Raw genomic sequence first — 22,385 nt, forward strand, 5'->3', positions numbered from 1 at the left:
AATACTTGAAAGTGAGAGGTAAATTTTAATCAACCAACCAAAATATTTACCCCTCAAAATCAAGCATTCTTCACTAAATTTCTCTTCATCATAAGTTTTTAATTACCTGACATAGGAAGAGAGACGTTATATTTAGGGGTTTAATCTCTCTCCCTTATTCAGGCTGCTATTAACCAAATCAACTTTTCTTTTTCAAAATTTATTGTGCCTGTACACGGGAAGGATTTCACTAACTATTAAACCTAATTTCCTTCCCACGACAGGACTTCACTATTCAGATATCTTTATCATCTTACAACCTTCTGTTAACTAATAACCAGAACATCGAGAAGATTTTTTTACAAAGAATTATCTATTTTGAATAGTTTTTTGAACTTTTCCACATTTAAGCATTCTACTCCCGTAATACGGGTTTCTAATCTCCTTACTTGTACTTAACCAAGCACTACCCTTATCATACATAGGGCAAAATTGTTGGTACAATGTGCTTTTTGTTCCTGTAATAGCCACCAAATCTGTAATATCTTTGCTCAACGTTTTAAAATGCTCGCGTTGGTGGTCTATGGCACTTTCAGAAATATGTTCAGCGTGTTCAGTAGCATCTTCTATGATATCGGCCAGTTCTTCTTGCTGTTCTTTTGTATAACCACTCATATCAAATGCTTTAAGAGAGGCTACCAGTTTAGTACCTGAATGTGCTGCTTTTTTAGTGTCATCTCCTACTAAGGCATCTTTTAAATTGAAGTAATCACTTAAAATCGCCTCTGCTTTTACGTCACTACTTTGTGCATTTGCAAAAGAAACGACTAACAATAGCATTGCTGCTATACTCATTTTTAAATTTTTCATTTTTCTATATATTTAATTATTGTTTATAAACTATCTTTTAATTGTGTGATCCAATTGATCATTTCTTTGGCTTCTAATTCTGAAAATGTTGCATCTCTATGAATTAAAGTGTACGAATATAAAGGCATTTCTCCGCTTTCTATCTGTTTTATAATTGACCGAAGTTTACTCGATTTTCTTCGACTAGAAAGTGAATCCCATTCGCTAAAATTAAGTTCGGCCTTTCCTTCTTTGATATGGTCTTCCAAAAACCAAGCAACGGGTTGAATTTTATTATACCAAGGATATTGCGTGTTATTACTGTGGCAATCATAGCAGGATACCTGTAACTTTTTTTGAATCGTTTTTGGCACATTATTGACCAACATAAAATCCGTTAACGGCACAGTATCACTTTGATTTCGTGTTGTGGGAATAAATTGAATTCCCACAAACGCCACCAATAGTATTATTGCTATGATTTTTACAATCCTCATTAGTTAATCTCTTTTTGCACCTTTCCGCAATTCAACATTTGACTTCCGTAATAGGGATTCTTAATGTCCTTGCTCATACTCAACCAAGCACTACCACCATCGTACATAGGGCAAAACTGTTGGTAAAGCGTATTTTCAGTTCCTGTGATTGCAACCATATCAGTTACGTCCTTGCTCAATATTTTAAAATGCTCTCGCTGATGATCTATAGCACTTTCCGAGATATGTTCTGCGTGTTCTACGGCATCTTCTATAATATCTTTTAATTCGGCTTTTTGAGTGTCGGAAAAATTTGATGAAACATCAAAATTCGCTAAAGTTGTTGCCAGAGTTGCACCAAGTGTTTTTGCTTTAGCGTTGTCATCTGCAACCAACGCATTTTTAAGATTAAAGTAGTCCTTTAATACACCTTGTGAATTACCATCGCCACTCATTGCCATTTCCTTCTTATCTCCATCTTGGTGGCCATCACTATTATCGTGATTCATTTTTGAATGGTCTTCATCGGAACTCATTTCAGAATGGTTCCCATTTGTATCATTTTGTTCATTTTTGTTGTCTTTGCAAGACATTGCTGTTAAGGTTATAAATGCTATTGCAACTATACCTAATGTTGATTTTAATTTGCTCATTTTGTTTTAATTTATGTTTGTGTTTATTTGTATTACTTTTTGAAATGTATTTTATAGTTTTTCGATTACGTTTTCTAGCATTGCAGTTATTTCATTGGCAATCTCATTCAAATTTTTATTCTCCACAGCCTGCATCGATGCCATTGGGTTTACGGCTGCTACTTCAATGATGCCTGCTTCAATTTCCTGCACTATGACATTGCAGGGCAACATTGTTCCGATTTTGTCTTCTGCCTGCAAAGCTTTATGAGCAAAGGGCGGGTTACAAGCCCCTAGAATTCTATACTTTTTGAAGTTTACATCCAGTTTGTTTTTTAAGGTCTCTTTGACGTCAATTTCTGTGAGTATGCCAAAACCTTCGTCTTTCAATCCTTGGGTAACTTTATCAATAACATCTTCAAAAGTTCCGTTGACCGTTTTATTAAAATAGTAGTTCATTAGCTTTTATTTTTTGTCCAACATTCGTTTTTGTTCTTCGTATTCTTCTTTGGATATTTCGCCTTTGGCGAATCGGTTGTTAAGAATATCCAGAGGATTTTCTTTCTTTACGGTATATTGTCTGTTTTTTCCATTGTATAGAAATATGCCCAATACCAGTACAATCGGTATCAATATCCACCACCACATCATCATAGTTGAAAATTTTTATTGTTCATATTCAGTTCTTTTTAGTGCTTATGGCCTTGGGCGTTCTTCTTCTTGCCCTTCATTTTTTCCATCTTTTCCTTCATCTTTGGGTCGTTCATCATTTTTTGCATCATTTCCTTCATCATTTCAGGGTTTTCGTCCATCATTTTCTTCATCCGTTCTTTCATTGCTTTTTTCATTTCTTCATTGTTGTGCATTTTATTCATCAACATTTTACGGCCCTTCTCACTACCCATCATTTTGTCTAGCATTTTGGCCTGCATTTTTTCTTTCATTTCAGGATTCTCCTCCATCATCTTTTGCATATGCGACTGCATTTTTTCTTTCATTTCGGGGTTTTTATCCATTATCATTTTCATATTTCCAGATTCCATCATTTGCATATGTGCTTTCATCAACATCTTTTTGGCTTCTTCATTTTTTTGTGCCTTACTGATGAAATTGGTAAACTGAATAGGATCTGAAATGATTTCTTGATAAATGGCATCTCTATTTTCTTCAACCTGTAATGTTTCGCTGGCATTGAAAGCTGATTTGCAACTGACCAATGTGCCAATTGTTACGATAATCAATACTGTTTTTACAATTGTTTTCATACTTGATATTTTTTATTGTTAATAATTCAGTTATTTGTTCTCTGATTGTGATTAATTATTGTTAATCATTCGATTTTTGAGTTGATTTTTTGTTTTATTTCTTCATATTCTTCCTTGGATATTTCCCCTTTTGCGTATCTCTCATTCAATATGTCCATAGCCTTTGAACTTTTAGAACGCTTTATTTTTTTTCCTCCTGCATAGATGAGAATGCCTAGAAATATTACTCCGAAAACGATTATAAAATCCCATTTATAGTCCATAGTTTTATATTTTTAAATGGTTAAAATCTTGCCAATAGTCCACCACCCCAACCATATCGGTTATTGTAGTTTGCTTGGATTGAAAAATTACGCGAGAGGATATACGAAGCCCCAACCAACCATTGGGTTTCACTTTCAAAGGATTTATTATCCTCTAAATCATTGACCCATCCAAAGTCTGCTCTATATTCGTATTCGCCTTCCAGAAAAATTCTAGGAAAAATCAATAACTCTCTGTCCAGACGTATTCTTGGACGCAGTTGATTATCCATACTCACATCTACGTTAAATCTGTAAGGCGTAAAGTATTTAACCCCAACCAGTCCAACAGTATTGAACTCGTCGAAAGAATTTGGTATTTCAGTTTCGGTATTAACACCTACGTAAAGACGCACCCAATCATTCAGGTACCTGTTATAGCTGACTTCCGCCTCAAGGTTTTTGTCGTAATCGAACTCTGCCCTTAATCCAAATTCGTTACGGATATTGCTGGATGTTAATAAGAGTTCATTAAAGTTTGAACCTATACGAGCCAATCCCCACGAATAATAATGGTCTGTCTCATCGATTAGTTTCTGGACTGGATATTCTTCCATCCTTTTGTCTCTTGGCGTATCATAACTGAAAACCCTTGCCATACCGCCCATCATATGATACAATATGTGGCAGTGAAAAAACCAGTCGCCATATTCTTCGTTATAAAACTCAATAACCACTTTTTGCATCGGTGGTACGTTTACGGTATGTTTAAGTGGTGAACGCTCTCCATTTTCGTTAATTACCCTAAAGTAATGACCGTGCAAGTGCATTGGATGGTGCATCATCGTAAGGTTGTTCATCGTAATTCTCGTTACTTCGCCCCCTTTGATTTTTATCTTATCGGTTTCGGATAGTGGTACGCCATTCATACTCCAAACGTAGCGTTGCATATTACCAGTAAGATTTAGTAAAATATCATTTACCGGTGCATCTGTCTTAAAAGTGGTGCTTTCTTTAGCCTTTAAAAAATCGTAATTGAAATATGTTTTACGAGTATTATAATCAAAAGAAGAGGTGTCTTTCTGTATCATTTGCATATTGTGCATATGACCGTCTTTTTCCATCTTCATATCCATTTGGCTATTCATCTTATCATCTTTCATTGACATTTTATCCTGCATTCCCATTTTCATTTGCCCGTCTTTCATATCCATCTTCATTCCATATTTCTGCATTAAAACTTCAGGTGTATTCTTTTTTTTGTTCCCAACCATTGCAGGTGCTCCCATTTTCATATCCATTTTAGCCATTTGCTTCATCATCTCTATTTTACTAGGTCTGTCAATTCTTTTGGCTGGATAAAGCTTGCCACTACCCAAACGAATTGAGGTATTACCAGAGCCGTCTTGTGCTGTGGCAGTAATCTCTAATGTACCTTCTGGAATGGTCACAATTACATCGTAGGTTTCTGCAATTGCAAAAAGAATTCGGTTTTTTTGCTCTGGTGTTACATCGACACCGTCACTTGCAACTATCATTGGGTTCCCTGCTCCAAAATCCATCCAATAATAGGTTGATGCAGAAGCATTGATGAGGCGAAGACGTACTTTTTCTCCTGGTTTGAATTCTGGGTACTCTACCATTTTTTTACCATTGGATAAAAATGTGGGATAATAAATATCGGCAATGTCTGCACCTTCCATACGGTCTCTCCAAAATTTAAGCTGAGCACCTAGAGCACCTTCTGAAATGACTCTACTAAGTGGAACTGCTGTACCTTTTTTAACTTGATACCATTCGTTTCCTCTTTTAAGGTTTCGCAATACATTCATAGGTTTTTCGTTGGTCCAATCTGATAACACCACTACCAAATCTTTGTCATATTCCAAAGTTTTTTCTTTTGGTTGAATAACTATTGAACCATAAACGCCGCTTTGCTCTTGAAGCATCGTATGGGAATGGTACCAATATGTTCCTGATTGATTAATAGGGATTCTATATTGAAATGTTGTTCCAGGTTTTATTGGTGGTGTGGTTAAATAAGGCACGCCATCGTAAAAATTGGGAAGTATTAAACCGTGCCAATGCACAGAAGTTTCTTCATCCATTTTATTGGTAACATTAATAATGGCAAGGTCGCCTATATTAAATTCCAAAACCGGCCCGGGAATTCTTCCATTGATGGTCATTCCTTTGGCGGTTAAACCGCCAAGCGTCATTTTATTTTCTTCAATGGTAAGGTGATACTCTTTAATAGGTCGTCCTTCTTCTTTTCTATCCGCTCCGTTTGTGCCTACTTGGGCAAAAGTAAATGAGGTAAATAGTAATAGTAATAATGTAAGTATGTTTATTGTTCTCATTCTTATTGTGTTAAATAATTAATCAAGGCATATTGTACATAATAACCTTTAATGGATTCGATAAGATTAATTTGAAACTTCAATTGTAATTCCTGTACATCTAAAACGTCATTAAAATTGATAGTACCAGTCTCATAATTTTTTATCAGGATTTCTTCGGCATCGTTTGCCTGTTTTAAATTGTCGGTCTGGACATTAAACTTAATTCTTGTCGCATTCCTGTTATATAGTGCTTGTGCTAAAAGTGTTTCTAGCTTATTCAACCTATCCTCTTTTTGAGATTTTATTTCCAGTTGTTTTAACTCATTTTGTCTTGTCAAAGACTTATATTTTTTATTGAAAATGGGAATAGAAATAGAAATCATAGGCATAACCATATCTTTAAAGGAACTGGTAATCATTGGACTATTTTCTTGGTTAATATACTGCACTCCAAACCCTACCATAGGACCACTTTCCTTTTGGTTTAACAGCTCTGACTGCTCAACAGATTCATATAACTTATCATATTTAATAAGTTCCGGGTTTATTTGAAGGTTCTCATTTAAAACCAGAGGGTCAACATCCGGAATCATCATTTCCTCCACAACATCTACCGACATATTTTCCTCACGATTTAAAAGGTTATTGAACAGCGTCTGTTCTGCCTGAAAATCCTGTTCCAACACTTCCTTTTGTTGAACTAATTCGTTTTGCCTTATTTGAAGGCGAAGTACGTCAACCGCCGATGCTTTACCAACTTCCAATGAGGTTAATGCTAGGCGTTCATAGGTTTGTAAAAGTTCAATATTCTCGTCCAGAATAAGCTGTTTTGCACGTATGGCATAGAGTTTATAATATGACTGGGATACTGACAATGAAAGTTTTCTTTTCGCAATTGCTATATCAACGAATTGCGCTTCTGCCATAGATGACGCATAATTTTCCCTTGCTGAAATGGTCCCGAACCACGGTAACATTTGCATTACAGAGGCACTAAATTGTTCCATAGGCATATCCATTTCAGGAGCTATAGCCATAACACCAAAATTAAATTCAGTATTTGGTAAGCTGTTTACTTCATTTACTCTTTCTTCGGCGATATTGTACCGCAATTCAAAAGCTTGAATTTCTGGATTGTTCTTTTCAGCCTCCTGAATATAGGATGCTAAGTCTTGTGCATTTACTTCCGCGAAAGCGAAAAAAACAAGTGCTATTAAAACTATATATCTCATTTTGTAGCTCTTTTTAATTGAAATTCTTCTTTCCAGCTAAATAATACTGGGACGACAAATAGGGTTATAAGTGCAATTAACATTCCTCCAAAGGATGGAATTGCCATTGGAATCATAATATCACTCCCTCGGCCTGTTGATGTTAATACAGGTAACAAAGCAAGAATGGTTGTCGCCGTAGTCATTAAACACGGACGAATACGTTTTTCTCCTGCCTCAACTACGGATGCCCTTATACCTTTTCTGTCTTTAGGTTTGTTTTTATCAAAGGTTTGTGTGAGGTAGGTGGCCATTACTACGCCATCATCGGTTGCGATACCGAATAGGGCAATAAAACCAACCCAAACGGCAACACTTAAATTAATGGTGTGCATCTGGAATAGGTCTCGTAAGTTTTCTCCGAAAAAGCTGAAATTTAAAAACCACTCTTGACCGTAGAACCATATCATTAAAAAACCTCCCGCAAATGCCACAGCAATTCCTGTAAAGACCATTAATGACGTTCCAACAGAACGAAACTGAAAATATAGGATTAGAAAAATGATAGCCAAAGCCAGAGGTACTACCACACTCAATGTTTTTTCTGCTCGCAACTGATTTTCATACGTTCCCGTAAATTGATAGTTGATACCCTTTGGAACAGTCAATTCGCCATTGTCAATTTTTTCTTGAATAAGGGCTTGGGCATTTTCTACCACATCTACTTCGGCGAAACCATCTAATTTATCAAAAAGGACATAACCGACTAAAAAAGTGTCTTCACTCTTTATAACCTGTGGCCCTTTCTCATATCTAATAGTAACCAGCTCACTTAATGGTACTGGGCTTCCTTTTTCAACAGGAACATATATATCTTTTAAATCGTTAGGATTGGCTCGTAGTTCTCTAGGATATCTTACCCTAATACCATAACGCTCCCTACCCTCTACAGTTTGGGTTAGTACCATACCACCAACAGCTACCTGAATGACTTGCTGCACCTGTTCTATGGAAATACCATAGCGTGCCAAACGATCTCTATCAATATCCAAAAGCAAATAAGGTTTCCCAACAATACGGTCGGCGAAAACGGCTTCTTCCTTAACACCTTCTGCTTGCTTTAATATATCTTCTAATTGTACACCAAAGGCTTCAATTTCCTGTAAATCCTGACCTTTTACTTTAATTCCCATTGGTGCTCGCATACCTGTTTGCAACATTACCAAACGTGTTTCTATGGGTTGTAGTTTTGGTGCAGATGTAACTCCCGGAAGCTTTGTGACCTTCACAATTTCTTTCCAAATGTCATCAGGTGATTCAATTTCTGGTCGCCAGTTTCTATAGTACTCTCCACCATCGTCGGGGATAAGCTGTGAACTTTTAACCTTAAAAGGGTCTTTAATAATGGATGCATTGTACTTGTCGTCTTCTACATCAACTTCCATATTTGGATTTGTAACCAATCCACCATCCTTTAACACAAACAAGCCATCTTCATTGACTTTAAAACGTTGTCTTTTTCTTTTCTCGTTAAGGATATATTCAGACTTGTACTGAATAACATTTTCGTACATAGATAAAGGTGCAGGATCTAGGGCAGATTCTGTACGTCCAGATTTACCTACTACGGTTTCAATTTCAGGGATGCTTGCTACTGCCATATCCAATTGTTGTAATACGCGTTTGTTTTCTTCAACGCCGGCGTGTGGCATTGATGTGGGCATTAACAGAAAAGAACCTTCATTAAGTGATGGCATAAATTCCTTACCTGTATTATTCATAATCATAACTCCAAAAATTACGATGGCAGTAGGTACCGAAAGGAATAATAGCTTGTTGCGTAATGCCCAATTTAAAATTCGTACATAATAGTTTCTGAAAAGGGTAAACACGCCCAAAAGGCCAAAACAGATAAGCCCTACGAAAATTAAATTAATCAAGATGCTTCTATCAACTCCTAATGGCCTCCAATATTCTGCCAATAGGAATACGATGGCAAATGCTGAAATGAAAATATTGATAATATTAGCACGTTTTGGGGTAATTTTTTCTTTTAATGAAAGTAAACCTACCCCTCCAAAAGCAACTAATATTATTCCAAGAGGGTATCCGAATATTAGTGCCAAAATCCCACCAACAATCAATAAACCATTTAATATGAGGCTAAATGACTTTTTTACGTTACGCCTTTTAAATAAGTAGGCTGCAAAAGGTGGTATTAAAAATAAAGCTACAATTAGTGATGCAGTTAGGGCTGCGGTTTTGGTAAAAGCCAATGGCCTAAATAATTTACCTTCGGCACCAATCATCGTAAATACCGGTATGAAACTTATAATAGTGGTCATTACCGCTGTTAAGATAGCCCCAGATACTTCGGCAGTCGCTTTATAAACAACAGTGTTCATTGGCAAGTTCTCGTCGTTTTCATCAATATGCCGCAGCACATTTTCTGAAAGGATGACACCCACATCCACCATTGTACCAATAGCAATAGCAATACCCGACAAGGCTACAATATTGGCATCTACATTAAATAGTTTCATTGAAATGAAAACCATTAATACCGCTACTGGTAATAATCCTGAAATCAATACCGAGGCTCTTAAATTAAATACCATTATAATAATCACAAAAATGGTAATTAGAATTTCTAGAGTAAGTGCTTCGTCAAGCGTGCCCAATGTTTCTTGAATAAGCTCTGTTCTATCGTAAAAAGGGACAATGGTTAATTGTGAGGTTCTGCCGTCACTCAATGTTTTTGACGGTAAGCCAGAACTTAATTCGTTGATTTTTTCCTTTACGTTATTGATTACCTCCATTGGGTTAGCGCCATATCTGGCTACCACAACACCACCTACCACTTCAGCTCCTTCTTTATCCAAAAGGCCTCTTCTTGTTGCTGGCCCGTGGGAAACTTTGGCAATATCTTTTAAGCGTATAGATGTAAAATCTTCCGATGTTACAACCGCATTTTCTAAATCGGCAATAGATTTGACATATCCCAAACCACGAATAAGGTATTCCGCTTGATTGATTTCCAGCGTTTGAGCACCAACGTCTTTATTGCTTTGTTTGACCGCTTTTACAACTTCATTCAAACCAATTTTATACTGCCTCATCAACTCGGGATTGACATCAACTTGATACTCTAAAACATAACCACCGATTGAGGCGACTTCAGAAACACCACTTGCCGAAGACAGTGCATATTTTACGTAGAAATCCTGAATGCTTCGCAATTCCTGTAAATCCCATCCACCTGTAACATTACCATCTTTATCACGTCCCTCAAGGGTGTACCAATATATTTGCCCTAATCCTGTGGCATCAGGACCTAGTGCTGGATTAACACCTTCTGGTAGAAGTCCGGCTGGTAATGAGTTTAATTTTTCAAGTATTCGGCTTCGGCTCCAATAAAATTCAATATCTTCTTCAAAAATGATATAAATGCTCGAAAACCCGAACATAGATGAACTACGTATTGTTTTAACCCCTGGAATACCAAGAAGCGATGTGGTTAGAGGATAAGTAATTTGGTCCTCAATATCTTGAGGGGAACGACCATCCCATTTCGTAAATACAATTTGTTGGTTTTCGCCAATATCCGGTATGGCATCTACGGCAACAGGGTCTCGAGGAAGTGAGCCTGTATTCCATTCAAACGGGGCATTTACGACTCCCCAAGCAATAAAAAGTGCAAGTAGTAGAACGGCTACTAACTTGTTCTCGATTAAAAATTTGATGCTTTTATTCAGCATTACAATGATTATTAAACAGTTATACATCGAATAATATCTTGATATAATCAAAATATTAAACACAAGAAAATGAGCCCAAAATCGTATTGACCATAGGGCTAATTATTCCGATAGTTATCGGAAACTGTTTAAAATCAAATTAAATACGTCTCGTGCAGTTTTTGTATATCCCGTATGAGAAAGGGAACTGCATAATCTCTAAAAGGAACAATGTGCGAATCAAGAGTCTCAAAGAGATTGATATAAGAATGTACAAAAGAGACAACAAAGACTTGTTGCTCAAAATTTAAGGAGTTAAAAGATATCTTAAGGTCATCCTGACCTTCAACAACTAATTGTTTATCTGAACAACAGGAATCATCCTGAACTTCACTTTGACAATCATTTTTGGATAGTTGTTTATCCATTCCGCAAGTTTCAACGTGCCCAAATAAAGAAGAATCCACTAAAGTATCGCCACAATAATGACTATCAATAGTAAAAGAAACTGTTGACAATAACACGATAAGTGCCAAACAAACGGATGATATTTTATGAAAAACTTTTTTCATTAATGTTGCAAATTTATAAAAAATTTATCTCATTTTGTTCATTTAACATTTTTTTTTGATTTATCAATGTTTATTTTGCGCATTAAACCGCTTGAATATTATTTACAAATAAAATTCTTTTGCAGTTTCCTTTATATGATATAAATCATAGTTTTGTTGAACTTTTAGAATTATATTCGTATCAATTAATTTTGTTATTTTTTCGTAAAAAACTGATAATAAAACAATTGAACAATTGTATTTAATTTTAGAAAATCCTTCAATATTAAACAAAATTTATTAACTTTACACTGTGAAATCTCTTTTTACTAGAATATTATCCTTTCTATTAGCAGTTTTTATACTGTTTTCCACCACCTCCTTCACGGTAAATATGCACTTTTGCTGTAATAAAATGGTAGATATGGCTTTTTTTAGTAAAGCGGAATCTTGTTCGGAGACTGCACAGAAAAAAGGTAATGATTCCAAGCAATGTACTACAATACAAGAAAAAGACTGTTGCGATAATCAAACCATCGTGAAAGAAGGAGATGACACCTTCAAGAAGGCCAATAAAATTTCAGAGATTGAAACTTTAGTTTTCTTAAACAATTTCGTCTATTCTTATATCAACCTTTTTGAAGGTTTAGAGAAAAACACAGTTCCTTTTAAGGCTTATAGGCCACCATTGCTATCCACAGACCTTGTAATTCTCAACGAGTCCTTTTTAATTTGATTTTCTACATCGCAGGTTAAAATTAATCTGCATTACCTCTATAGCCAATATTTCACTTCTGGCTAACATTTGTTGTACCCTATTCTCAACAACGCCACACAATATTAATCCTGTTAGGCTAAACCTATCAGACCATTGAGCTAAACTCAATGACAATACATTCTATACTATGAACAAACCAAAAGAATTTTGGATTAAGAATATGGTCTGTAACCGCTGCTTAAAAGTAATTAAGCAAGAATTACAAGAACTTGAAGTAACAGTGCTTTCCCTTGAATTGGGAAGGTTGCTGGTAGAAGCACCAAAAAAAGCGAACAATGAAATTATCGATGCCGTTACAAGTGTACTTCACGCCAATGATTTTGAAATTGTTCAGAATGAAGAAGAAATGCTCACAGAAAGAATCAAGATTATTCTAATTGAACAATTGCAAGAACTGCCGTTACACATTAAGGTAAAAACATCTGAACTATTGGCTTCAAGACTTCATAAAGATTACAAAACATTGAGCAGATTATTTTCAGCCAACCAACAGACAACCATTGAAAAGTACTTTATCAAATTAAAAATAGAGAAAGTTAAAGAGCTCATTCAGCTTAAACAACATTCCTTTTCAGATATAGGATATTTATTGGACTACAGTAGTGTAAACCACCTGTCTAGACAGTTTAAAGACGTTGTTGGTATGAGTATGACCGATTATAAAAATACTGAAAACTGGAAACGAAGTTTTTATGATGAAATTATATAGATAACAACGAAAGTTGTGCAGATAAATGCCTGTGCCAGTTGTTAATTTTACCGTATTAAATCAAAAAAAATGAAAAAACTACTCATCACATTAGTTTTGATTCCTTTTCTGGGGATTGCACAAACTATAGAAAATATAGATTATATCTCGCCCTTTAATAATGACGTGGCTGCGATTAAAAAAGGAAACGAATGGGGATTCATTGACCGCGATGGACAATTAACCGTTGATTTTCGAAATGATTTAGTGCTAACTAAAACGGAAAATGCTGCCTATCCCATATTCAGTAATGGGAAATGCTTAATTGCCCATCAAAAAAACGGTGTTCTTTATTATGGTTATATCGATAAAAGTGGGAAAACCGTCATTACACCACAATTTCTCAATGCCACCAACTTTGAACACGGTAAGGCATTGGCGTTAAAAGTTGAAAAAGAAACCATTGGGTATAATGACATTTTCAAAAAAGACGTGGTTAGCTACCATTATTTCGAATTGGTTATAGATGAAGAAGGAAAGACCACCGACCATTTAACGAAATTGGCCATTCACGTATCACCCAAAAATAAGGACAATAAAAACCCACCTGCCATAACATCTAAATTGATTTCGGAAAATTTAGTAGCAATTAAAGGTAGTAACAAGAAATGGCGTGTTAAAAAAATTGAATGATAATGAAAACGTATTCAATAAATAAGAAATTAAAATAAATGTTTAATTCAAATAAATAAACTTAAAAAATGAAACTTATAGTAATCACTTTTATCCTTGTGGGATTGGCATTTGCAGGAATAGCAATAAAACTTTGGGCAAAAAAAGACGGCAAGTTTGCCGGAACTTGCGCAAGCCAAAACCCTATGCTTAATAAAAATGGAGAGCAATGTGGATTTTGTGGCAAAACTCCTGAACAATTTAAAGACTGCGACGAACCTAAACATTCTTAATAGACAGTTTACTGGCATAAAAATGGCCGGTCAAATTGTATAGAGGATGGCCATATTTATGAATATGATAGGCGAAAAAGAAATAAACACACACCATTGAATGATTAAGATTTAGGCTACGTGTTTACTTCTAAAGACAACTATTAATATATTAATAACTAAAAAAAACTAAAACAATGAAAAACAATCACTGGATATGGATGCTCATAGGCTGTGGGTTGCCATTATTGCTCATTTTTTTGGCACCTTCATTTGGTATAGGAGGTGGTTCATCACTTTTTATTTTCATCATTTTTATGTTTGCCTGTCATTTATTTATGCCCCACGGCTCGCATCGACACGGTGGGCATAACCATTCACAGCATAAACAAAATGATGAAACCAAAAATGGTAAAAAAGCACCATCTGCAAAAGCTGAAGAGCAGCACAAAGGACACAAACATTAACAACAAAAGCAATGAAACAAAAATTTCAAATAAACGGAATCAGTTGCGGAGGCTGTGTAGCTAGGGTAAAAGACACCCTGGAAGCACACCCCAATATAGAAAAAGCAGAGATTTTCTTGGCACCAAAAGGTGCTTCACTTATCACGATGAATGCAGCACTTTCGGTTGCCGACTTACAAGAACAACTCGATGAGCTCAATGGTTATACAATTACAGAAATAAATTAATAACAATCTAAAATTTAAAATTATGCATTATTACGACGGACATTTTGGCGGAATGCACCTAATATGGTGGATTATATGGGTCATCTTACTCGCGTGGATATTTTTTATCCCGGCAGATATCCCTTATCAAAAAACAAAGAAGGACAGCCCACTGAATATTCTTAAAAACCGCTTTGCAAAAGGCGAAATATCCAAGGAAGAATTTGAAGAATCAAAAAAGATTTTAAAATCAGACAGCTAACTTAAAACTTTAAAATTATGTATCGATTAAACGTAAAAAAACTCGGATTTGCTTTCGGTCTTACTGGAGCACTAATTTACTTGGGTTGTATGATAGTAATGGCTACAGCAGGACGGGAAGGCACAATCGCCTTTTTCAATAGCTTATTGCACGGCTTGGATACTACCAATATCATTAGAATGGATGTTCCTGTATTAGAAGTGTTAATGGGAATAGTGCAAACTTTTATTCTTTGGTGGCTAATAGGTGCCTGTATTGGAGGTTTTTATAATACCCAAATTAAAAAGAGATGATTTGTCATTCCTGAAATAAGAATTTTATTCATTCCGGTTTAGTGTATGCCTCTATCAAGAATATTTAAAAGGTATTCCAACACCGCTTGAATTAAGAAAACAACTATATGAAAAGTAGTACCACTTATAGAAATATCAAGACCATTTTGACTCATTTGTTAATTGGGGCAGGCATTTTTTATTTCCTGGTACACCCTTTTACAATGGTACTCTATTGGTTTGAATACAGTGATACAACCTTATCATTCTCTTTGTTCCAAGAAATCTTAATTGAACGCTTTTTGGAATCCTTCACTTTCGATATGCAGGGAATGGGCGGCCTCTTAACTTTATTGGGGGGATTCTTGGGGATAGTTTCAGGTTTGTTTTGGATAACACTGAAAAAGAAAAATGAACTTATAGGCGCACAACAGCGATTACTTGTTCGTGATATTGAAGAATTAATCGAATCTGGCGAAAATGAACGAGTAGAATTTAAGTCTTCCATACGTTATGACTATTACCGTAAATCTACCAATCGCGACCTAGAAGTGATTATAGCCAAAACCATCACAGGGTTTATGAACGCAAAAGGCGGGAAATTAATAATTGGTGTTGATGACGAAGGAAATGTTCTGGGACTGGAAAAAGATTATAAAACCCTAAAGCACAAAAACAGGGATGGGTATGAACGTGAGGTGTTCAGGATTATTTCTACACAATTGGGTCACGAGGCTTGTTTCAGCAACCATATTTCATTCTACGATATTAATGAAAAAGATGTTTGCGTAGTGGATATCGAACCTTCGGAAAAACCCATTTATGTCAACGATACCGAAAACACCACATTCTATGTGCGTACTGGTAATGCAACCTACCCATTGACGGTTAAGGAAGCTGTTAATTATTTAGAAAATAGAAAACAATAGGTCTATGCAATACGTCTGGTTTATATGGTCTCTCATTATTCTTGCACTTTGGGCAGTTATTTTCTTGTCTAAAAAAGGGAATAGAAAAGAAATGCTTAAAATGAGCCTTATTACAATGCCCTTTGGTTTAACAGAACCATTATTTGTTCCAGAATATTGGATGCCACCTTCACTGTTTGATTTGGCGGAAAAAACAGGTTTTGATATTGAAAGTTTAATCTTCTCTTTCGCCATAGGTGGTATTGGTACGGTACTCTACAATCTTATTTTTAAAAGAGGTCTTGCCCGCATACCGCATAGCGAACGAAGTCATAGCAGGCACCGATTGCATATTTATTTACTTTTTACGCCAGCATACGTGTTCATCATTCTAGCGCTATTTACGTCGCTCAATCACATTTATTGCGGCATTATAGCTTTGTTCATAGGTGGGTTAGCAACCCTTTATTGTCGTCCGGATTTAAAAGGAAAGATATGGGTTGGGGGAATTCTTTTTACGGTATTGTACTTCATTTATTTCGGAAGTATCCTTCCATTTTATCCGCAATATGTTGAGCTGTACTGGAACCTTGACAGCCTAACCCATATTCTGGTTCTGGGAATCCCCTTTGAAGAATTATTGTTCGCCTTCACCTTTGGAATGTACTGGTCTGGATTGTACGAACACATCTATTGGCGAAAACTTATACACTTAAATAAAGCACGTAATTAATTTAAAACTATATAAAATGAAACAAATCCCTTTAAATAAAAAAAACAGTAAGATGCAAGTCATAGTCCGTAAAAACCCAGTGGAAAAGATTTATCGATTGTCCATAGGTCTTGTAATGCTTTTATTGCTCTCAATGTTGCTTCTATCTTGTGCCGACAAGAACAAAGAAGTTACTGAAAGTGCACTACAGTCAAATACCGAAGTCTCTAAAAAGATAAAAGAAAACAATTCTGCTGCCCAAAACTATGAAATTGTCCCAAACGACAAAGTGTGTATGGTAAACGACAGGTTTATGGGCGTAACGCAAATACCTATTGAAGCCAACGGAACTACTTATTACGGTTGTTGTGAAAATTGTGTTGAAAAATTACAGAAAAATCTGGGTGATGTCCGTTTTGGCGTAAACCCTCTTAATGATTCAAAAGTAGATAAAGCTTCGGCAATTATTGTTCAGGATAAAAACAGCGGAAGTGTTTTTTACTTCATATCGAAAGAAGATGCCCAAACATTTATAAACAAGAATAAGGCATAGGACATCTCAATTAATAACACCTTCAAATTATGAAAATTGTATTGGCCATAGATGGTTCAGATTTTAGTAAAGTAGCCATTAACGAGCTTAAGAAAATGACTTTATCCTCAAATAGTGAAATTCATATTATAAATGTTTATGAAGTTCCTAAAACAACCAGTCTGGGATTGCATACTATGGGCGGCAAGATAGGAAATTACATAGAAGAAATTAAAAGTAACGCTCAAAAATTGGGAAACAAAATCGTTTCAGAGGCTTCCGATAAAATCAAGGCCGAAAACAAAGCACTTACCATAACCACAAGCGTTGTTAGCGGACTGCCCAAAAGTATTATTAATGAAAAAGCAGAAGATTGGGGTGCAGATTTAATTGTAGTAGGCTCTCAGGGTCTCGGTGCTTTTTCTCGCTTAGTATTGGGCTCTGTATCCCAATATTTGACCACAAATGCCAAATGTTCAGTACTGATTGCAAGAGATAGAAATAAAAAATGAAAGAAAAGCAAACACATAGCATTAAATTAGAATCCACTTGTAAGATAACAGATGAGATATGTCTCCCCGATACTAAATTACCTCGTGTGGTTATCGTTGGTGGTGGGTTTGCAGGTTTGGCATTGGTTGAGAAACTGAAACACAAAGAAGTTCAAGTGGTTTTACTCGATAAAAATAACTTCCATCAGTTTCAGCCTTTATTGTATCAAGTGGCAACGAGTGCCCTGGAGCCTGACAGTATTGTATTTCCATTCAGAAAACAAATCAATGGCTATAAAAATGTTTTCTTTCGTTTGGCTGAAGTTGAGGAAATTCAACCTGATTCAAATACTATATTGACCAATAAGGGAAGTATTTCTTATGACTATTTAGTGTTGGCTACTGGCACGACCACCAATTTCTTTGGGATGGATTCTGTGGCCGAAAATAGTTTGGGGATGAAGGATATTCGCGATTCCCTCAACATCCGTCATATGATGTTGCAAAATTTGGAACAGGCAGCTATTACTTGTGATGATGAAGAACGCGACGCGTTGACAAATTTTGTAATAGTAGGTGGTGGTCCAGCAGGCGTAGAAATGGCAGGAGCTTTGGCAGAGTTTTGCAAATATATCCTTCCCAAAGATTACCCAGAGTACCCTTCTTCCATTATGAATATTTATTTAATAGAAGCCATTGATGAGTTGTTAAGCACGATGTCAGACAAGGCATCATCGAAAACCCTCAAATATTTAGAAGATTTGAATGTAAAGGTATTATTAAATGAAGCTGTAAGCAATTATGATGGAAAAGAAGTCACTATCAAAAGTGGTAAGACCATTTTGGCTAAAAATCTTATCTGGACGGCGGGTGTTAAAGGACAGTTCCCAAAAGGTATTGATGAAAAACACGTGGTTAAGGGCAACCGCTTAAAAACAGACTCATTTTTAATGGTAGAAGGTTACAAAAACATTTTTGCCATAGGCGATATAGCGGCTGTAATTACAGAAGAAACGCCGAAAGGACATCCGCAAGTAGCACAAACAGCTATTCAGCAAGGTAAATATTTGGGTAATGTATTATTGAAAATTATTAAGGATAAAGGCGTGAACCCTTTCGAATATAAAGACAAAGGTTCATTGGCCACCGTAGGAAAACGCAAGGCTGTAGCTGATTTGGGCAAATTCAAATTTGCAGGTTATTTCGCTTGGTTGCTATGGTCAATTGTACACTTATTATCCATAAGCGGATTTAGAAATAGATTGATGGTTGGTTTTAATTGGGCGGTAAGCTATTTCACATATGAAAAGAGCAACCGCCTGATTATTAGAAATTTTAAACCAAAACCTTCAGTTAATAACACAAAGAAATAATTTACGAATGAAAGACACAACAGATAAAAACAATAAGCTTTCCCTAATAGGATCCATATCCCTAGGTACTGGTGTAATGATAGGTGCTGGGATATTTGTCCTTATGGGGCAAATAGCCGAGTTAGTAGGTGATCTGTTCCCGATTGCCTTTATTGCAGGAGCTGTTGTAGTGGGTTTCAGCTCTTATTCTTACGTAAAGTTCTCAAATGCCTTTCCGTCATCTGGAGGGGTGGTTAAGTTTTTCAATAAATCCTATGGTCCTGGAACGACAACAGGTGTCTATTCCTTATTAATGTATGTATCAATGGTTGTCGCACAAAGTTTGGTGGCGGGAACATTTGGCGCTTATACCCTTCGATTATTCCCAGAAAGTTATGCCGGTTATGCATCCATTCTTGGTATTCTACTTTTGGTAACAGCTTATGTTATAAATATTCTAGGAAATAAAGTAATTGGAGCAACGGCCACTTTTACAGCAATTATTAAAGTAGGTGGCATTGCACTACTTGCGATTGCAGGTCTGATAGCTTCCGGATTTGCAGATATTACAGGAGACTATATCCCAAAAAATACCGAAACCTTACCAAAAGGATTTGGCTTTGTAGCGGCATTGGCATTGTCGATCCTTGCCTATAAAGGGTTTACCACAATCACGAATCAAGGTGGAGATATCAAAAATCCACACAAAAACCTTGGAAGATCCATTGTGATTTCAATTCTTATCTGCACACTTATCTATGTGGCCTTGGCACTTGCTGTTGCAGGTGGTTTGAGCATCCCTGAAATAATAAAGGCAAAAGATTATGCTTTGGCAGCAGCAGCCGAACCTGTTTTTGGGGAATGGGGTTTATGGTTCACTATAGCCATCGCTATTGTAGCAACCTTTTCAGGGGTTATCGCCAGTGTATTTTCGGCATCGCGCTTATTGGGGATGTTGAGCAATATGAAACAGATACCCTCTTTAAAAAAAATGGGTAATTTTAAAAACCCAGCGCTCATATTCACGGTTGCCCTTGCCATTTTACTCACTGCCCTTTTCGACTTAACAAGAATCGCTTCTATAGGAGCTATTTTCTACCTTATTATGGATATAGCTATCCATTGGGGACTTTTTCGCAACCTAAAAAACGAGGTGAAATTTAAACCCATCATTCCGTTAATAGCTATTGTAATGGACACGGTAGTACTGGCAGCCTTTCTATATATAAAATATCTGAATGATCCAATGGTGCTCATCGTAGCAGCAATTGGAATTATCCTGATTCTTGTTGCGGAACGGTTTTTTATGATTTCGCATACAGACGATGAAGGTAATATGCCAATGGGAATGGAAACTAAAAAAACAATTAAACATAATTAATAAAAACAATTTATATGAAAAATATAGCAGTTATAGGATACGGAGTCATTGGAAAAAGGGTGGCGGATGCCATCAATCTACAAGACGATATGAAACTTTCGGGCGCGTGTGATATCATTAGCGATTGGCGCATTCAAAATGCGGTAAGAAAAGAGTACGATATCTACGCTGCAACTCAAGAAGCAGAAGGCAAAATGAAATCTGAAGGTATTTCAGTAAAAGGCGATATGCACGACCTGTTGAAAAAATCGGATCTCGTTGTGGACTGTACCCCTAAAAAGATTGCGGCTCAAAATGTAGCAATTTATAAAGAACAAAACATCAAATTTATTTTACACGGAGGCGAAAAACACGAAACCACAGGCCATTCCTTTAGTGCTGAAAACAATTATCAGTCTGCTCTAAATCTAGATGCTACACGTGTAGTTTCCTGCAACACCACTTCCATCTTAAGAACATTAACCGCTTTAAAAAGAGCCAATTTATTGGATTACGCCAGAGGAACACTTTTGAGAAGAGCAACAGATCCTTGGGAAAGCCATTTAGGTGGTATTATGAATACGATGGTTCCTGAAAAAGACATCCCGAGCCACCAAGGCCCTGATGCTAAAAGTGTTGACCCAGATTTGGATGTCATCACTGCCGCAGTAAAGGTTCCAGAAACTTTGAGCCATATGCACTATTGGAACGTGAAGTTAAAAAAACAAGCCTCAAAAGAAGAAGTGCTGAATGCTTTCAAAACGTCTAGTCGCATCAAACTGATTCAATATGACCAAGGCCTAGTTTCAAACAACACCATTAAGGAAATGTTTTTGGATATGGGAAGACCTTGGGGCGATATGTACGAAGTAGCCCTATGGGAAGATATGTTGAAAGTACAGGGCGACGAACTTTTTTATGCATACGTGGTAGATAATCAAGCCATTGTAATCCCCGAAACGATTGATGCCATTAGAGCATTAACTGGAATTGAAACAGATGGTGCAAAATCCATCGCCAAAACAAATGAAAGTTTAGGAATTCTTTAATCACTAATAAAATGAAAACAGACATAAATATTACAGAACTATTAGGGGAAAAAGCAGACTTCTATTTAGAACACGTTTGTGAAAAAATAACCAAGGACGAACTGCAAACCCCTAGTAGAACAAGCCTAGATAAGGTATTTACCCAAAGTAATAGAAATCCGCAAGTACTGCGAAGTCTTTCACAACTATATAACCACGGAAATCTTGGTGGCACAGGCTACTTGAGCATTCTACCTGTTGACCAAGGCATTGAGCATAGCGCAGCCTTTTCCTTCTATAAAAACCCTGATTATTTTGACCCAGAGAATATTATAAAATTGGCAATGGAAGCGGGATGCAATGGAGTGGCTTCAACCTTTGGTGTTTTGGGATTAAATGCAAGAAAATATGCCCATAAAATTCCATTTATAGTGAAGATTAACCACAATGAACTACTTACCTACCCTAATAAATATGACCAAACACTATTTGGAAAAGTAAAATCTGCGTGGGATATGGGAGCTGTTGCTGTGGGTGCTACCATCTATTTTGGTTCTGAAGAAAGCAACAGACAACTGGAAGAAATTTCCGAGGCTTTTGAAGAGGCTCACAATTTAGGTATGGCTACCATTTTATGGTGCTATACCCGAAACGAAGCCTTTAAAACTGCAAAAGAAGATTACCACGCTGCTGCCGATGTAACTGGACAGGCCAATCACTTGGGTGTTACTATTCAGGCAGATATTATTAAACAAAAATTGCCTACAAACAATTTTGGCTTTAAAGAGATAGGGTTCGGAAAATATGATGATGCAATGTATGATACGTTGACAACAGATCATCCCATTGACCTTTGTAGGTTACAAGTAGCCAATTGTTATATGGGTAAAATAGGGTTAATTAATTCTGGTGGTGGCTCTAAAGGAGCGTCCGATTTAGTGGAAGCTATTACTACAGCAGTAATCAATAAAAGAGCTGGTGGATCTGGACTTATAATGGGTCGAAAAGCATTTCAAAAACCCTTTGGTGAAGGTGTGAAAGTACTACAATCCGTTCAAAAAGTTTATTTAGATTCTAAAATTAGCATAGCATAACAAGAAA

General features: G+C 36.3%; 27 protein-coding genes. 16 read left to right on the forward strand and 11 right to left on the reverse strand.

From position 1 onward, the window contains the following. Window positions 1-348: 348 nt before the first annotated feature. The 11 genes from BM239_RS00850 to BM239_RS00900 form a co-directional block, all read right to left on the reverse strand. Window positions 349-849 carry a DUF3347 domain-containing protein gene (locus tag BM239_RS00850; RefSeq protein ID WP_092205766.1) on the reverse strand — a complete coding sequence of 167 codons (501 nt, stop codon included), beginning with the start codon at window positions 847-849 and terminating at the stop codon, window positions 349-351. A gap of 23 nt (window positions 850-872) precedes the next feature. Continuing rightward, on the reverse strand, window positions 873-1,325 hold the full coding sequence (locus tag BM239_RS00855; RefSeq protein ID WP_092205767.1) for a heme-binding domain-containing protein: 453 nt from the start codon (window positions 1,323-1,325) through the stop codon (window positions 873-875). Beyond that, complete coding sequence (locus BM239_RS00860; protein WP_092205768.1) at window positions 1,325-1,957, reverse strand: DUF3347 domain-containing protein; 633 nt, start codon at window positions 1,955-1,957, stop codon at window positions 1,325-1,327. Before BM239_RS00860 ends, BM239_RS00855 begins: the two co-directional genes overlap by 1 nt. Before the next feature lie 51 nt (window positions 1,958-2,008). Next, a complete protein-coding gene (locus tag BM239_RS00865; protein ID WP_092205769.1) occupies window positions 2,009-2,395 on the reverse strand; it encodes a DUF302 domain-containing protein in 387 nt (128 codons plus the stop codon). Window positions 2,396-2,401: 6 nt separating this feature from the next. Continuing rightward, a complete protein-coding gene (locus tag BM239_RS00870; protein WP_092205770.1) occupies window positions 2,402-2,590 on the reverse strand; it encodes an SHOCT domain-containing protein in 189 nt (62 codons plus the stop codon). A gap of 35 nt (window positions 2,591-2,625) precedes the next feature. Continuing rightward, complete coding sequence (locus BM239_RS00875) at window positions 2,626-3,201, reverse strand: hypothetical protein (protein ID WP_245758165.1); 576 nt, start codon at window positions 3,199-3,201, stop codon at window positions 2,626-2,628. A 65-nt stretch (window positions 3,202-3,266) separates the two neighbouring features. Further along, a complete protein-coding gene (locus tag BM239_RS00880) occupies window positions 3,267-3,464 on the reverse strand; it encodes an SHOCT domain-containing protein (protein WP_092205772.1) in 198 nt (65 codons plus the stop codon). 20 nt (window positions 3,465-3,484) lie between these two features. Next, a complete protein-coding gene (locus tag BM239_RS00885; RefSeq protein ID WP_092205773.1) occupies window positions 3,485-5,803 on the reverse strand; it encodes a multicopper oxidase domain-containing protein in 2,319 nt (772 codons plus the stop codon). 2 nt (window positions 5,804-5,805) lie between these two features. Further along, window positions 5,806-7,017, reverse strand: a complete 1,212-nt coding sequence (locus tag BM239_RS00890) for a TolC family protein (RefSeq protein ID WP_092205774.1) — start codon at window positions 7,015-7,017, stop codon at window positions 5,806-5,808. Continuing rightward, entirely contained in the window at window positions 7,014-10,754 is a 3,741-nt protein-coding gene (locus BM239_RS00895; protein ID WP_092206734.1) for an efflux RND transporter permease subunit, read from the reverse strand. Before BM239_RS00895 ends, BM239_RS00890 begins: the two co-directional genes overlap by 4 nt. Before the next feature lie 134 nt (window positions 10,755-10,888). Beyond that, on the reverse strand, window positions 10,889-11,305 hold the full coding sequence (locus BM239_RS00900) for an HYC_CC_PP family protein (RefSeq protein ID WP_092205775.1): 417 nt from the start codon (window positions 11,303-11,305) through the stop codon (window positions 10,889-10,891). 292 nt (window positions 11,306-11,597) lie between these two features. Here BM239_RS00900 and BM239_RS00905 point away from each other — a divergent pair, with 292 nt between their 5' ends. The 16 genes from BM239_RS00905 (at window position 11,598) to BM239_RS00980 (ending at window position 22,378) form a co-directional block, all read left to right on the forward strand. Then, window positions 11,598-12,020: an HYC_CC_PP family protein gene (locus BM239_RS00905; RefSeq protein ID WP_092205776.1), complete on the forward strand. Its 423-nt coding sequence runs from the start codon at window positions 11,598-11,600 to the stop codon at window positions 12,018-12,020. Window positions 12,021-12,189: 169 nt separating this feature from the next. After that, the gene (locus tag BM239_RS00910; protein ID WP_015266932.1) at window positions 12,190-12,771 is read left to right on the forward strand and encodes a helix-turn-helix domain-containing protein; all 582 of its coding nucleotides are present in this window, start codon (window positions 12,190-12,192) and stop codon (window positions 12,769-12,771) included. Window positions 12,772-12,840: 69 nt separating this feature from the next. After that, complete coding sequence (locus BM239_RS00915; protein ID WP_092205777.1) at window positions 12,841-13,443, forward strand: WG repeat-containing protein; 603 nt, start codon at window positions 12,841-12,843, stop codon at window positions 13,441-13,443. Between the two features lie 68 nt (window positions 13,444-13,511). After that, the gene (locus BM239_RS00920) at window positions 13,512-13,715 is read left to right on the forward strand and encodes a membrane or secreted protein (protein WP_092205778.1); all 204 of its coding nucleotides are present in this window, start codon (window positions 13,512-13,514) and stop codon (window positions 13,713-13,715) included. Between the two features lie 176 nt (window positions 13,716-13,891). Continuing rightward, complete coding sequence (locus tag BM239_RS00925; protein WP_092205779.1) at window positions 13,892-14,161, forward strand: hypothetical protein; 270 nt, start codon at window positions 13,892-13,894, stop codon at window positions 14,159-14,161. Window positions 14,162-14,172: 11 nt separating this feature from the next. Beyond that, a complete protein-coding gene (locus tag BM239_RS00930) occupies window positions 14,173-14,388 on the forward strand; it encodes a heavy-metal-associated domain-containing protein (RefSeq protein WP_092205780.1) in 216 nt (71 codons plus the stop codon). A gap of 22 nt (window positions 14,389-14,410) precedes the next feature. Then, the gene (locus BM239_RS00935; protein WP_092205781.1) at window positions 14,411-14,629 is read left to right on the forward strand and encodes an SHOCT domain-containing protein; all 219 of its coding nucleotides are present in this window, start codon (window positions 14,411-14,413) and stop codon (window positions 14,627-14,629) included. 17 nt (window positions 14,630-14,646) lie between these two features. Continuing rightward, window positions 14,647-14,922 (forward strand): DUF5676 family membrane protein, encoded by a 276-nt coding sequence (locus BM239_RS00940; RefSeq protein WP_092205782.1) that lies wholly within the window; start codon window positions 14,647-14,649, stop codon window positions 14,920-14,922. Window positions 14,923-15,029: 107 nt separating this feature from the next. Next, window positions 15,030-15,830, forward strand: coding sequence for an AlbA family DNA-binding domain-containing protein (locus tag BM239_RS00945; RefSeq protein WP_092205783.1), 801 nt, complete (start codon window positions 15,030-15,032; stop codon window positions 15,828-15,830). Window positions 15,831-15,834: 4 nt separating this feature from the next. Beyond that, a complete protein-coding gene (locus BM239_RS00950) occupies window positions 15,835-16,542 on the forward strand; it encodes a lycopene cyclase domain-containing protein (protein ID WP_092205784.1) in 708 nt (235 codons plus the stop codon). Between the two features lie 16 nt (window positions 16,543-16,558). Further along, complete coding sequence (locus tag BM239_RS00955; protein ID WP_092205785.1) at window positions 16,559-17,074, forward strand: hypothetical protein; 516 nt, start codon at window positions 16,559-16,561, stop codon at window positions 17,072-17,074. A 29-nt stretch (window positions 17,075-17,103) separates the two neighbouring features. Further along, complete coding sequence (locus tag BM239_RS00960; RefSeq protein ID WP_083645375.1) at window positions 17,104-17,565, forward strand: universal stress protein; 462 nt, start codon at window positions 17,104-17,106, stop codon at window positions 17,563-17,565. Continuing rightward, window positions 17,562-18,917: an NAD(P)/FAD-dependent oxidoreductase gene (locus BM239_RS00965; protein WP_092205786.1), complete on the forward strand. Its 1,356-nt coding sequence runs from the start codon at window positions 17,562-17,564 to the stop codon at window positions 18,915-18,917. The genes BM239_RS00960 and BM239_RS00965 overlap by 4 nt, the downstream gene beginning before the upstream one ends. 7 nt (window positions 18,918-18,924) lie before the next feature. Next, window positions 18,925-20,277, forward strand: coding sequence for an APC family permease (locus BM239_RS00970; RefSeq protein ID WP_092205787.1), 1,353 nt, complete (start codon window positions 18,925-18,927; stop codon window positions 20,275-20,277). Window positions 20,278-20,291: 14 nt separating this feature from the next. Next, window positions 20,292-21,305: a type II glyceraldehyde-3-phosphate dehydrogenase gene (locus BM239_RS00975; RefSeq protein WP_092205788.1), complete on the forward strand. Its 1,014-nt coding sequence runs from the start codon at window positions 20,292-20,294 to the stop codon at window positions 21,303-21,305. 11 nt (window positions 21,306-21,316) lie between these two features. Next, window positions 21,317-22,378, forward strand: coding sequence for a class I fructose-bisphosphate aldolase (locus BM239_RS00980; protein ID WP_092205789.1), 1,062 nt, complete (start codon window positions 21,317-21,319; stop codon window positions 22,376-22,378). The last annotated feature ends 7 nt before the right edge of the window (window positions 22,379-22,385 follow it).

Source organism: Algorimicrobium echini (genome assembly GCF_900115185.1).
Classification (GTDB): domain Bacteria; phylum Bacteroidota; class Bacteroidia; order Flavobacteriales; family Flavobacteriaceae; genus Algorimicrobium; species Algorimicrobium echini.